The sequence below is a fragment of the gamma proteobacterium SS-5 genome (assembly GCA_009497875.2).
Taxonomy (GTDB): domain Bacteria; phylum Pseudomonadota; class Gammaproteobacteria; order Chromatiales; family Chromatiaceae; genus Magnetovirga; species Magnetovirga frankeli.
In genome coordinates this window covers 321929-334886 of record CP032508.2, presented here as the reverse complement: position 1 = coordinate 334886, position 12958 = coordinate 321929, and the positions used below count along the sequence as shown (strand labels likewise).

Here is a 12958-nt window from a genome sequence, read left to right as displayed (position 1 = left end):
GCCGGAAGCAAAAGATGGACGCAGAGACCGCAAAGTAGTGTGGGAGGGCAGCTTGCTGCGCGACTCGCGAGGCCACTCTTTCACCCTTCAAGCTTTCACCCTCACCCCAGCCCTCTCCCGGGGTGAGAGGGGGCAAACAGCAGCGGCACCGTTGTTTCAAACTTCAACCTATATTCCTCAGTTAAGCCACAGAGACACAGAGATCACAGAGTTGTTTCAAAGAGTTACCTATCAGACCAGGCTCACCTAGAAGGTGTTGAATGTTCGCTTTCCAACACATTGATTTTTCTCTGTGCGCTCTGTGGCTCTGTGGCCAAATGCTCTTTTTAGGTTCGAACTTTTTAATAGGCCCCTTCCCCCTCCCACATCTCCGGGGCGAATTGGATGACCCGGTTGCGGCCGGTTTCCTTGGCCTTGTACAGGGCCACGTCGGCGTATTTTACCGTTTGCCAGAAGGTGGCGCTGTCGCTGGGGTAGTTGGCTATGCCAATGGACAGGGTCTTGCTGATGCTGCCACCGGCGATCTGGAACTTGGTGTTCTCCACCGCCTGGCGGATCTTCTCGCCGGTTTCCATGGCCGCCTCGGGCGTGAGGTCGCGCAGCAGAATGAGAAATTCCTCGCCGCCGTAGCGTATCACCAAATCGGACTGACGCACGGTCTGCATGAACAGGGTGGCCAGTTGCTTGATGGTGGCATCTCCGGCCTCGTGGCCGTGGGTGTCGTTGACCTGCTTGAAGAAGTCCAGGTCGGCCATGAGCACGGAGAAGGCGGATTTGTTGCGGTCGGTGTAGCTGGTCAGGTTGTCGGCGTATTCCTGCAGGAAGCGGCGGTTGTGCAGGCCGGTCATGGGGTCGCGCAGGGTGGTTTCGCGCAGGGTCTCCATCAGGCGCTTGCTCTCCAGCACCGGCGCGGCCTCGCGCAGATAGACCTGGATGAAGGGCAGCATGTTGTGCAGCAGGGGGGCCTGAATGTGGTCCGTGATCAGCTGTACCACGCCGCCCACGCTGCCGGATTGGATGATGGGGATACAGACATGACGGCAGTGCTTGAGGTCATGACAGGTACGAAACATGGGGCAGATATTGTGCTGCTCCACCGAATCCACCGCATGGCCGGTGCGCTTGGCGCGGCAGCTATCGGCACGGATCAGGATCTGTGGGTCGCACCATTCGCTGTGCTGGGCATCCTGGCCCTCGATCACCACCGGGTTCATGTGGTTCTTGGCCACATCTACCTCGTAGATGACGAAGTGGTCGAGCAGGAACTCCTTGCGCAGCACCCGCGCCAGGCGCACATAGACGATGGTGGTGGACTCGTCTTCCTCGATGGACTGCTTGAAGATGGACACATCCGCCAGGCTATCGACGATCTCGGTAGTGGTGTCGAGGATGTTGTCCGAGCGCGGCATGTTGTAGCGGATCAGCCCGGCCACCTTGTTGCTGATGGCCATCATGGTGTTGTGCAGATGCACCATCAGATGATTGACATCGGCGGCTATCTTGCCTAGCTCGTCTTGCCGGTTGGCCTTGATGCGTCCGCTGAAGTCACCGTGCTGGGCCTTCTCCACCGTCTTTTGCAGCTGATCGGCGATGCTGATCAGGGGCTTGGCGGTGCGCAGGGCATAGCCCCCGGCACCCAGGGCGAATACGCTCACCAGGAAGATGACAAAGCCGATGGTGAACAGGGCCTGGCGGCGCTGTTCCTCCAGGGAGATGGTCAGGGTGATGGCCCCCAGCACAGAGCCTGCCGGTACGTTGTGGCAGGTCAGGCAGTTGGGGGTGCGGCTGATCTCGGCAATGTAGGGAATGGAGGCGAACAGCGCCGTCTGGCCCTTGTGTTCGATCACCTCGAAGTGGGTGGTGCCGCTGGTGATGACCTTTTTCTCGATCTCATTGATCTGATTCTCCCCCAGCAGCCCCGGGCCGTATTGTTCCACAACGGCAGGGGCGCGGCTGACGCGCACGCTCATCAGGTCCTGCACGTCGTTGAGGCGATCGAAAAACTGCTCCCGTTTGTCGATGGTGCCATTGACCATGGCCTCGGTCAGGTGAACGCGCACGATCTCGGCGGCGGTGCGCGCCTGCCCCTTGGCAGTGGACAGGTACATGTGCTGGAAGGAGAAGATGCTGATGGTGGTCAAGGCGGCCGCCACCAGGAGCGCGAGGAGGAGAAAGAACAGGGTGGTCTTGTGGGTAAGTGTCATGCTGCTGGGGTCGCCTTCTGGCTTGTTGTGTATTCTTATGGCGAGTTTGTCTTCAGGCCGACGCATTGCCGATTTCACTGTGACTTTGTGGGATTATAGGAGCCAAAGCGTCCCCAAGCCAAGCCGGATTGGCAGAAAGGGCGGGCAGCGCGCCAGCCGGTTCAGTCTGCCCGGCCTTTGTCTGGCTCGGGTTCGCTGAGCATCCGCAGCACCCGCTCCACGGCCAGCTGCAGCTGGTGCCGGGCCGGTGCCGAGAGGCCCTCGCGAAAGACATCGAACTCCCGGCCGGGGATGGCCAGGACAAAGGCCTGGGTGGAGGCCCCAAACAGGCGCTGGGCCAGGTAGAGTACCTCTGCCGGTTGCAGGCCGTGGCTGCTGAAGCTGGCCGGTGGGCGCGGTTGCAGGGGGCTCAGTTTGGGCCGGGGCAGGGGTTCACGGCTGGCATCGGCAAACACCACCTGGGCGTGAGCGGCCAGATCGGCGGCCATCTCCGGGGTCAGCTGGTAGTCGGCATCCAGGCTCAGGCCGGGCAGGTCCATGGCCTTGAGGCGTTCCACCAGGGCAGGGCCCAGGCCATCATCACCGCGACCGGGGTTGCCGTAGCCTATGAGGAGCATGGGACAGCGGCCAGCTGCCAGCGGCCAGCTCTGCCAGCCTTCAGCCGCCAGCTACCAGCAGCCAGCGATTTACTGAAACATCCATGGAGGCTCACCAGTCCCGAGTCCCGAGTCCCGAGTCCCGAAGCAGCCAAGAAATGTTTCATATTCCGGGGTATCGCTGCTCGCTCCACGAGCCTTAGGCCTTGACTCGCTGCTCAACCAGCCCGCCAGCAGCATCGTACAGCTCCACCGCCAGCGGCATCTGCCCCAAGGCGTGGGTGGCGCAGCTCAGGCAGGGGTCGTAGGCGCGCACCGCCACTTCCAGGTGGTTGAGCATGGCCTCGCTGATCTTGGCCTGGCCGGACAGGTGGCTCTTGGCCACCTGGGTCACTGCCCGGTTCATCGCCTCGTTGTTGTTGGTGGTGGAGACAATGAGGTTGCAGAAGGTCACCAGCCCCTGCTCGTCCACCTTGTAATGGTGGAACAGGGTGCCGCGTGGTGCCTCAATGATGCCTATGCCCTCCTCCTGACGCTCGCCCTGGGCGATCAGGTCCGTGCCCTGCAGGTCAGGATCATGGAGCAGGCGCTCGACCTTCTCCACGCAGTGCAGCACCTCGATCATCCGCGCCCAGTGGTAGGCCAGGCTCATGGGGTTGGGCTGGCCGCCGGTAAAGGCCTTGAACGCCTGATGGGCCTGGTCGGCCTCGGGGGTGTCGATAAAACCAGCACAGTTGAGCCGGGACAGCGGCCCCACCCGGTACCAGCCGTCGATAGGCCCACGGCGCTTGATGAAGGGGAACTTCATGTAGGACCAGGGCCGCACCTCCTCCATCAGGTAGTCGTTGAAGTCCTGGTTATCCACCTGATCGAAGATGATATTGCCGCTGGCGTCTATCGCCCGCAGCTGGCCGTCGTACAGCTCCAGGGCACCGTCCTCGCGCACCAGGCTCAGATGGCTGGAGTTGAAGCTGGCGAAGGACTCCGCCAGGGCCCGATGCTCGGTCACATAGTCCTGGGCGATCTGCACCGCACCCCTGGCCCATTGCAGCATCTGCGGCAGCTCGGCCAGCAGCCCGTCACGCTCGCCAATGCTCAGATTTTTGTTGATGCCACCGGGCACCGCGCCGGTGCCGTGGATTTTCTTGCCGGCGGTGACCTCGATCAAACGCTGACCGAACTTGCGCATGAGCACACCCTGGCGGGCCAGCTCGGGGTTGGTCTCGATGACGCGGAAGATGTTGCGCTCGGCGGCCGGGGCATCGAAGCCAAACAGCAGATCCGGCGAGCAGAGATGAAAGAAATGCAGCACATGGCTCTGGATCATCTGCCCGTAGTGCATCAGCCGCCGCATCTTTTCCGCCGTGGGCGGAATCTTGCGCACCCCCATGATCCGGTCCATGGCCTTGGCCGCCGCCAGATGGTGGCTTACCGGGCAGATGCCGCACAGGCGCTGCACCACCACCGGCACCTCCCACAGCGGTCGGCCAAGAATAAAGCGCTCAAAGCCGCGAAACTCGACGATATGCAGCCGCGCCTCATCCACCTGATTCTGCTCATCCAGATGCACGGTAATCCGGCCGTGACCCTCCACACGGGTAACCGGCTCAATCTCAACAACACGGGTCTTGGGCATGGCTGGAGCCTCTTGAGTTAGCGGTAGGACGCAGAGAACGCTGAGAAGCGCAAAGCCCGCAGAGAATTTTTATTTGGCTCTGCGTTCTCTGCGCTTCTCTGTGGTCTCTGCGTCCCTCTTCAATCATATTTCACTTGCTGGTATTCCAGCGCCAGGGGTTGGCCGGTGACCAGGGCGCTGAGGAACTGCCAGAGGGTCTCGGCGCTGGGCGGGCAGCCGGGGATCTGGTAGTCGATCTGCACCACGTCCGTCAGGCAATAGACCTTGTCCAACACCAGCGGCAGGGCCGGGTCGTTGGGGATCTGATTGCTCGGGTTGTACACCCGCTCCGAGTGCTGATAGGCCGTCTCCAGGCATTCGCGCAGGGGGTCTGCGCTGTGCATGATGGCGTTGCGCATCACCGGCAGGCCGCCCATGATGGCGCACTGGCCCATGGCCACCAGGATGTCGCAGTTGCGGCGAAACGCCTGCAGGGTATGCACGTTCTCCTCGTTGCAGCAGCCGCCCTCGATCAGGCCGATATCGCAGCGCCGGGTGAAGCGCTTGAGGTCATTGAGCGGGCTGCGATCAAACTCCACCAACTGCAGCAGATCGATCAGACGCTCATCTATATCCAGAAAGGAGGTATGGCAGCCAAAGCAGCCGGCCAGGGATACAGTGGCGATACGTTTCTTGCTCATGCCGGTTCCTCCCGCTTGCGCTCGATGTCGCTGCCAATCGGCTCCTGATCAAATCGGCGCTGGCCGATGGGGGTGGCGAAGCCCTGGCCCTTGCGCAGGATGCAGCCCACCGGGCAGAGGCCGGGGCTGAAGGTCAAATCATCCAGACTGGCGGCAGTTTCCGCCAGATAGTCGGCGTCTATGCCGATCTGCTTGTTGATGCCGCGGCCGACGAAGTCGAAGATGTGCTTGCCATCCACATCCGCCGAGGCACGGATGCAGCGGCCGCAACGGATGCAGCGGTTGTAGTCGAGCATGATGTCCGGGTGGCTGGCGTCCATCGGCCTCACCGGCTGCAGATAGGGGAAGCGAGTGGGCTGGTGGATGCCCAGGCGATAGGCCATGGCCTGCAGCTCGCAGTTGCCGCTGGCCTCGCAGATCGGACAGAGGTGATTGCCCTCGTGAAACAGCATCTGCACCAGCATGCGCCGGTGGTGGTTGATCTCGGCGGTCTCGCTCTCCACCACCGCCCCCGCCTCGGCGGGCTGGGTGCAGGCAGCGGCGAAGCGGCCATTGACCTTGACCGTGCACACCCGGCAACTGCCCTCCGGCTCCAGGCCCTCCACATCGCACAGGCGCGGGATATAAACCCCAGCCCCATCGGCCGCCTGCATGATGCTCTGCCCCCGCTCAGCCCGGATCACCCGGCCATCAAGGGTAAATTCAAACGTCTGATTCATCAGTTTAGGCCTCATTATTAGGACGCAGAGCACGCAAAGAAGCGCAGAGGACGCAGAGATTAGATGTTCTTAAACTCACTAATACTCTGCGGTCTCTGCGCTTCTCCGCGATCTCCGCGTCCTCTTTAGCGTTCATTTGCGGACTTTTCAGGCTTCTAATTTTCATAATCCACGTCGTAGATCATCGAGCGGCGCTTGGCGAGGTGGCGGGACTCTTCCAGCGCGGCCTGGATGTCGAAGTAGGCGTGCTGGCCGTCCTTGGGTGGCTTGACCAGGGCCGAGTAGATCATCGGGAAGTGTTCCATCGTGCTGAGCACCGGGTTCGGCGCGGTCAGGCCCAGGCCGCAGCGGCTGCTGGCCCTGAGGGTGGCACCCAGGTTCTTCAGGTAATCCAGATCGGACGGCTCGGCGCTGCCCTTGACCAGCTTCTCCATGCGCTTTTTCATGAACACCGTGCCCACCCGGCAGGGGGTGCAGTAGCCGCAGCTTTCGTCAATGAAGAAGTCCAGGTAGTGGTTGACCACCTGCAGCAGGTTGCGGCTCTGGTTGAAGATCAGCAAGGCGCCGCCGGTGGGCAGGTCCTCAAAACCGATGCGCCGCTCGAATTGATCCGCGCCGATGAACTGCCCTGACGGCCCGCCCACCAGCACGGCACCGGTCTGTTCAGCCCCAACCAGGGCCAACAGCTCGGCAATAGAAACACCAAACTCCACCTCATAGACCCCGGGCCGGGCGCAGTCGCCGCTGATGCTGAGCAGTTTGCTGCCGCTGCTCTGCTCGGTGCCCAGGGCACGGAACCAGTCCGCCCCTTCGGCGAAGATGCGTGCCGCGCAGGCCAGGGTCTCGACGTTATCCACGCAGGTGGGGCAGCCCAGATAGCCGCGCTCGGCGGGAAAGGGTGGACGGTTCTTCGGCTCGCCGCGCAGGCCCTCGCAGGAGCTGATCAGGGCGCTCTCCTCGCCGCAGACATAGGCCCCGGCACCCATCTGGATGCGGATATCGAAGTCAAACCCCTGCACCCCGCCAATGGCCTGCCCCAGCCAACCGGCCGCACGCGCAGCCGCCAGGCGATTCTCCAGCCAGGCCAGCAGGTACTCGTACTCGGCGCGCAGGTAGATGATGCCCTCGGCACAGCCGATGGCCCGTGCCGCTATGACCATGCCCTCGATGAGCAGGTCGGGCTTCTCGGTGAGCAGCACCCGGTCCTTGAAGGTGCCCGGCTCGCCCTCATCGGCGTTGCAGATCAGATAGCGCCGCTCCGCCGGCGGCCGATGGGTGAAGTCCCACTTGCGCCCGGTGGGAAACCCGGCACCGCCACGCCCGCGCAGACCGGAGCGGCTCAGCTCGGCGATCAGCTGCGCCGGGGACTGCTGCAGCGCCGCCTGCAAGCCGCTGAAGGGCCGATGCTCAGCGAACAGCACCGGGCCAGGCAGGCGAATCTGGTTCTCCACCAGGCTATGGATCAGGGGATCGGCATTGCAGCCATCCCCCAGCGGGGCAAAATCGCCCACCAGGGTCTGGGCCAAGCCAGCAGGATCGGGGTTCCGCCGCAGCCAGCGGATCAGCTCTCGAGCGCGCTCCGGGGTCAGGCGGGTCACCGGCACCTCATTCACCAGCAGCGCCGGGGCCTGATCGCTCAGGCCGATGCAGGGGGTGTGATGCAGGGAAAACAGGCCATCGGCGCTGGTTTGCTCCAGACCCAGGCCCAGCTCCTGCTGCAGGGTGCGGCTGATCTCCTCCATACCGGCATGGCGGTCGATGACATCGTCACACAGGCGAATCGCCAGCCGGCCGGTGGGCCGGTCGGTAAAGAAGGCATAGAAGCTGACCATGCCCTCGATCACCACCCGGCGCGTACCCAATTCCTGCGCCAGCAGGGCCTGGGTGGCCTTGTCGATGCCGCGCAACGCTTTCTGCAAGGCCCAGAGCATATCCATCAGCCGGGTGCGGTCATGGCCAAAGCGGCCACAGACCTGGGCGACGAGTTCGGTTGTGGTCTGGGTGGCGGCAGCGGGCATGGGTCATCTCCAGGATTGATCAAGGTCAATTCTAGACCAAGTTTGCTCATTCTGTTGATGACATTCCTGGGGGCCCTGAGCGCTGGCTCGGAGGGGGTTGGTCTCCCCCTTTTCCAACGGGGGATTGAGGGGGATTTGAGCTCCTTTCTCTTCTCTTCGACAGACTCCTAGTCGGTCGGAGATGGGGCCTCGCTAAGCATTCAGACCGTACAGCTGCGGAAACAGCATGACCGTGGCCAGCACCAGGATCTGCAGCAGGATAAAGGGCACCACCCCCCGGTAGATGTCCAGGGTGCGCACCCCGGCTGGGGCCACGCCCTTGAGGTAAAACAGGGAGAAGCCGAAGGGCGGGGTGAGAAAGCTGGTCTGCAGGTTCATGGCGATGAGGATGGCGAACCAGAGCGGTGCTATGCCCAGGGCATCGGCCACCGGGGCCAGGATGGGCACTATGATGAAGGCGATTTCCACAAAGTCGATGAAAAAGCCCAACACCAGTATGGCCAGCATGGACAGCACCAGAAAGCCGGTGGCGCCGCCGGGCAGGTTGGTTAGCACCTCCTCGACGATCTCCTCGCCGCCGGTGTAGCTGAAGGCCATGGAAAAGGCCGTGGCACCGAGCAGGATGGCGAACACCATGGCGGTCACCTTGACCGTATCCCGGGCGGCCTCAAACAGCATCCGCCAACTGAACTGGCGATAGATCAGCGCCAGGATCAAGGCCCCCACGCCGCCCAGGGCAGAGGACTCGGTGGGCGTGGCCACCCCGGCAAAGATCGAGCCCAGCACCACCAGCACCAGCGCCAGGGGCGGGACTATGGCCTTGAGCGCCTTGAGATAAAAGGCGCGCCGATTGAGGCTGGCATCCCGCGGCAGGGCCGGGGCCGCCTCGGGGCGGATAAAGGTGATGGTCAGGATATAGACCAGATAGGTGCCGATCAGCACCGAACCGGGCAGTATCGCCGCCTTGAACAGGTCACCCACCGGGATGCCCAGCACATCGCCGAGGATGATCAGGATGATCGATGGCGGGATGATCTGCCCCAGGGTGCCGGCGGCGCAGATGGTGCCGCTGGCCAGGCGCTTGTCGTAGTGGTACTTGAGCATCACCGGCAGGGAGATCAGGCCCATGGCTACCACCGAGGCACCGACCACGCCGGTGGAGGCCGCCAGCAGGGCGCCCACCAGCACGGTGGAAATGGCCAGGCCGCCGCGCACCGGTCCGAACAGCTGGCCCATGGCCTCCAGTAACTGCTCCGCCAGCTGGGTGCGCTGCAAGACTATGCCCATGAACACGAACAGGGGCACCGCCATCAGGGTGGTGTTCTCCATGATGCTCTGGATGCGGAAGGGCATGAAGGCGAAGATGTCCGGACCCTGGGCAAAGACGCCAAAGATCAGCGCCACGCCACCGAAGGTGTAGGCCACGGGAAAGCCCAGCAGCAGCAAGAGCAGGGCCACGAAGAACATGATGACGCCGATCATGCCTAGATGCCTCCGCCGGTGCCGGTGCTGGTACTGGTGCTGCTGGCCTGGTCGGCGCAGTCCGCTCCGCTGTGGCCGAGCAGGCAGTTGAGCGCGGCGAGCATGAAGCCGATGCCGCTGATGAAGTTAAACAGCATGGCGAAGGGGATCACCGACTTGATCACCCAGCGATGGGGCAGCCCGCCGGGGTCCGGCGAGCCCTCGCCGATGCTGTAGGCATCCTTGACGAAATCCACCCCGTACCAGGCAATCAGCAGGGTAAAGGGCAGCAACAGCAGCAGGCTGCCGAACAGGTCGATCCAGGCGCGGCCACGGGCTGAGAGGCGGTCGTAAATCACATCCACCCGCACATGGCTGCCGCTCTTCAGGGCGAAGGGGATACCGAGCATGAACATGCTGGCGTACAGGTGCCATTCCAGCTCCTGCAGGCCCAGGTTGACCGAGTTGAACAGATAGCGCGCCGCCACATCGTAGAAGACATTGAACAGCAGCAGGATGAACAGCAGGGCGGCAATCCGGCCCAGCAGATCAGAAAAGCCATCGATGAAGCCTTGCAGGCGGAGCAGAAACAAGGAGCACCCCCGGCCTCCCAGCAATCGGCGGGAGGAAGAAAACCAAAGGGCGCAGATTACACAGATTTTCCACGATAAAAAACCGGTTGTGGATGAAGCCGCATAAAGGGGCTGATACCATAACCGTGCCTGATTGCCCCTGTATCGCAGCCATTATCTCGGCTTGGCTGGCCGTGCGCGGCCTGGGGTGGGTGGCCGGCTCTGCCGGGCGACCTGGCGGAACTTGACACCTAGAAGGTGTTGAGTGTTCGCTTTCCAACACATTGATTTTTCTCTGTGTACTCTGTGGCTCTGTGGCCAAATGCTCTTTTTAGGTTGAAAAACTCTATGTTCTCTGTGGCTTCACTGCCGAATCCAGGTTTATCATGACCCCAAACGCCACGCCCAAACGACACCCCACCCCCTCTGTGCGTATCGGCTCGGTGCGGCTGGGTGCCGCCCATCCGGTGCTGGTGCAGTCCATGACCAACACCGACACCGCCGATGTGGCCGCCAGCCTGCGTCAGATCATGGAGCTGGCCCGGGCCGGTTCCGAGCTGGTGCGCATCACGGTAAACAACGCCGAGGCCGCCCGCGCCGTGCCCGCCATCCGCGAGGGGCTGGAGCGCCAGGGCCTGGATGTGCCACTGGTGGGGGATTTCCACTTCAACGGCCATCGTCTGCTGGCGGACTTCCCCGACTGTGCCCAGGCCTTGGCGAAATACCGCATCAACCCCGGCAATGTGGGCAGCGGCCAGACCCGCGACGAGAGCTTCGCGGCGATGATCGAAACCGCCATCCGCTACGACAAGGCGGTGCGCATCGGCGTCAACTGGGGCAGCCTGGACAAGGAACTGCTGGCGCGGATGATGGACGCCAACGCTTGCGCCGCCGAGCCCCTGGCACCGGATGAGCTGATGCACGAGATCATGGTCACCTCGGCGCTGGAGAGCGCGGCCCAGGCCGAGCGCATCGGTCTGGCGGCGGAGCGCATCGTGCTCTCCTGTAAGATGAGCGGCGTGCAGGATTTGATTGCGGTCTATCGCCGCCTGGCCAGCCGCAGCCACTACGCCCTCCACCTGGGCCTGACCGAAGCGGGCATGGGCTCCAAGGGCATAGTCGCCTCCACCGCAGCGCTGGCGGTGCTGCTGCAAGAGGGCATAGGCGACACCATCCGCATCTCCCTCACCCCGGCGCCGGGGGAATCGCGCAGCGGCGAGGTGCGAGTGGCCCGCGAGATTCTGCAATCCATGGGCCTGCGCGCCTTTATCCCCGAGGTCATCGCCTGCCCCGGCTGCGGCCGCACCAGCAGCGGCACCTTCCAGGAGCTGGCGCAGCAGGTACAGGACCACCTGGCCGAGGCCATGCCGCGCTGGCAGGCGCAGTATCCCGGCGTGGAGCGGCTCAAGGTGGCGGTGATGGGCTGCATCGTCAACGGCCCCGGCGAAAGCAAGCACGCCGACATCGGCATCAGCCTGCCGGGCAACGGCGAAAATCCGGCAGCCCCGGTGTTCATCGACGGCCAAAAGGCCCAGACCCTGAAAGGCCCCCATATCAGCCAAGACTTCATCGCCCTGCTGGATGGCTACATCCAGCAGCGGTTTGGCCAGGGGTTAGGTTAGGCCCGCATATAAACGCAAATCAAATGTAGCCCGGATGGAGCGCAGCGGAATCCGGGGGCACCAACCCCGGATGCCTCCCTGAGCCCCGAATCCCGAGCCCTGAGCCCCATTAAATAGAATGACCTCCATCGAACAGCTCGCCACGCAAAACTTTCCCCAGCACCAGATCGATCGACACCAGCGCCAGGTCCTGGCCGAGCTGGAGGGGTTGCGCCAGCGTCTGAGCCCATCGGGCCGCCAATCAAACAACCGGTCCTGGCGCTTCTGGCGCAAGCCGCAGGTGCAGCGGGGGTTGTATCTCTGGGGCGGGGTGGGTCGCGGCAAGACCTGGCTGATGGACCTGTTCTACGACAGCCTGGGGGAGCTACCCCGCCAACGGTTGCATTTTCACCGTTTCATGCAGCAAACCCATGCCGCCATGGGTCAACTGCAGGGCCGCGCCAACCCCCTGGGCCTGGTCGCCGGGCAGCTGGCCGGAAAGATACGCCTGCTCTGTCTGGACGAGTTCAGCGTCATCGACATCGCCGATGCGGTGATCCTGGCCGGTCTGCTGCGCGGTCTGTTCGAGCAGGGCATCTGCCTGGTCACCACCTCCAATCAGCCACCGGAGCTGCTCTATCGCGGCGGCATCCAGCGCGCCAGCTTTTTGCCCGCCATCGACCTGTTGCAGCGCCACACCCAGGTGCTGGAGTTGAACGGCAGCCTGGACTATCGGCGTCGGCTGGTGGAGCGCGCCGGGGTCTATCACTGGCCCCTGGGTGAAGAGGCCGAGGCCTGTCTGCGCCAGGCCTTTGCCCAACTCCAGTGCGAACCCCTGGAGCGGGACGGCCAGCTCAGCCTGCTCAGCCGCGAGGTGACCTTTCGCCTGCGCTCGGGCGGGCTGATCTGGTTCGATTTCGACGCCCTCTGTGGCCCGCCGCGCAGCCAGTACGACTATATCGAACTGGCCCGCCAGCAGCACACGGTATTCATCTCCGACATCCCGCGCCTGGATGGCAGCAGCGACGACCGCGCCCGCCGCTTCATCCTGTTGGTGGATGAGTTCTACGACCGTGGCGTCAAGCTCATGGCTAGCGCCAGCGTAGCGCCCGAGTCCCTCTACTGCGGCGAACGTCTGGCGTTTGAGTTCCAGCGCACCGCCAGCCGCCTGCAGGAGATGCAGACCGCCGACTACCTGTCGCGGCCGCATGTTCAGAAGACAGAGGGCAGAGGCTGAGGCAGAGCATAGGGCGGCCCGTGGCCGCCGTGCGTTATCAGAGGACAGAGGATAGGCCCCTGGTTCGGGAATAATCCGCGCTTCAACGGCCCTTTTTGGGGCCAAGCGTCTGCCTGGATACCCCATAGTGGATATGAAAAAAGGGTGTAACCCAGCTGGGGGTGCTGGTATATTAGCAAACCGTCATTGACCCGGTTTGCAGCCATCCGGCTGGGTTTGGATGGCAACCATGGT

10 protein-coding genes are annotated in these 12958 nt (G+C 63.2%); 2 read left to right on the top strand and 8 right to left on the bottom strand.

Translation table 11 applies throughout. From position 1 onward, the window contains the following. Window positions 1-341: 341 nt before the first annotated feature. The 8 genes from D5125_06765 to D5125_06730 all read right to left on the bottom strand — a co-directional run bounded on the left by D5125_06765 (window position 342) and on the right by D5125_06730 (window position 9907). On the bottom strand, window positions 342-2204 hold the full coding sequence (locus D5125_06765) for a diguanylate cyclase (GenBank protein QFY89206.1): 1863 nt from the start codon (window positions 2202-2204) through the stop codon (window positions 342-344). A gap of 161 nt (window positions 2205-2365) precedes the next feature. Then, a complete protein-coding gene (locus D5125_06760; GenBank protein QFY89205.1) occupies window positions 2366-2821 on the bottom strand; it encodes a hydrogenase maturation protease in 456 nt (151 codons plus the stop codon). Between the two features lie 178 nt (window positions 2822-2999). Beyond that, the gene (locus D5125_06755) at window positions 3000-4436 is read right to left on the bottom strand and encodes a Ni/Fe hydrogenase subunit alpha (GenBank protein QFY89204.1); all 1437 of its coding nucleotides are present in this window, start codon (window positions 4434-4436) and stop codon (window positions 3000-3002) included. A gap of 119 nt (window positions 4437-4555) precedes the next feature. Further along, entirely contained in the window at window positions 4556-5116 is a 561-nt protein-coding gene (locus tag D5125_06750) for an NADP oxidoreductase (protein ID QFY89203.1), read from the bottom strand. After that, entirely contained in the window at window positions 5113-5835 is a 723-nt protein-coding gene (locus D5125_06745; GenBank protein QFY89202.1) for a (2Fe-2S)-binding protein, read from the bottom strand. Before D5125_06745 ends, D5125_06750 begins: the two co-directional genes overlap by 4 nt. Window positions 5836-5990: 155 nt before the next feature. After that, complete coding sequence (locus tag D5125_06740; protein ID QFY89201.1) at window positions 5991-7853, bottom strand: NAD(P)H-dependent oxidoreductase subunit E; 1863 nt, start codon at window positions 7851-7853, stop codon at window positions 5991-5993. Between the two features lie 192 nt (window positions 7854-8045). After that, window positions 8046-9335: a TRAP transporter large permease subunit gene (locus tag D5125_06735; protein QFY89200.1), complete on the bottom strand. Its 1290-nt coding sequence runs from the start codon at window positions 9333-9335 to the stop codon at window positions 8046-8048. Window positions 9336-9337: 2 nt separating this feature from the next. Next, complete coding sequence (locus D5125_06730; protein ID QFY89199.1) at window positions 9338-9907, bottom strand: TRAP transporter small permease subunit; 570 nt, start codon at window positions 9905-9907, stop codon at window positions 9338-9340. A gap of 365 nt (window positions 9908-10272) precedes the next feature. Here D5125_06730 and ispG point away from each other — a divergent pair, with 365 nt between their 5' ends. After that, on the top strand, window positions 10273-11508 hold the full coding sequence (ispG, locus tag D5125_06725; GenBank protein ID QFY89198.1) for a flavodoxin-dependent (E)-4-hydroxy-3-methylbut-2-enyl-diphosphate synthase: 1236 nt from the start codon (window positions 10273-10275) through the stop codon (window positions 11506-11508). A 118-nt stretch (window positions 11509-11626) separates the two neighbouring features. Further along, window positions 11627-12724 (top strand): AFG1 family ATPase, encoded by a 1098-nt coding sequence (locus D5125_06720; protein ID QFY89197.1) that lies wholly within the window; start codon window positions 11627-11629, stop codon window positions 12722-12724. The last annotated feature ends 234 nt before the right edge of the window (window positions 12725-12958 follow it).

Coding starts and splice junctions, on each gene's coding strand:
- D5125_06765 (QFY89206.1), bottom strand. CDS start 2,204: ATGACACTTACCCACAAGACCACCCTGTTCTTTCTCCTCCTCGCGCTC.
- D5125_06760 (QFY89205.1), bottom strand. CDS start 2,821: ATGCTCCTCATAGGCTACGGCAACCCCGGTCGCGGTGATGATGGCCTG.
- D5125_06755 (QFY89204.1), bottom strand. CDS start 4,436: ATGCCCAAGACCCGTGTTGTTGAGATTGAGCCGGTTACCCGTGTGGAG.
- D5125_06750 (QFY89203.1), bottom strand. CDS start 5,116: ATGAGCAAGAAACGTATCGCCACTGTATCCCTGGCCGGCTGCTTTGGC.
- D5125_06745 (QFY89202.1), bottom strand. CDS start 5,835: ATGAATCAGACGTTTGAATTTACCCTTGATGGCCGGGTGATCCGGGCT.
- D5125_06740 (QFY89201.1), bottom strand. CDS start 7,853: ATGCCCGCTGCCGCCACCCAGACCACAACCGAACTCGTCGCCCAGGTC.
- D5125_06735 (QFY89200.1), bottom strand. CDS start 9,335: ATGATCGGCGTCATCATGTTCTTCGTGGCCCTGCTCTTGCTGCTGCTG.
- ispG (QFY89198.1), top strand. CDS start 10,273: ATGACCCCAAACGCCACGCCCAAACGACACCCCACCCCCTCTGTGCGT.
- D5125_06720 (QFY89197.1), top strand. CDS start 11,627: ATGACCTCCATCGAACAGCTCGCCACGCAAAACTTTCCCCAGCACCAG.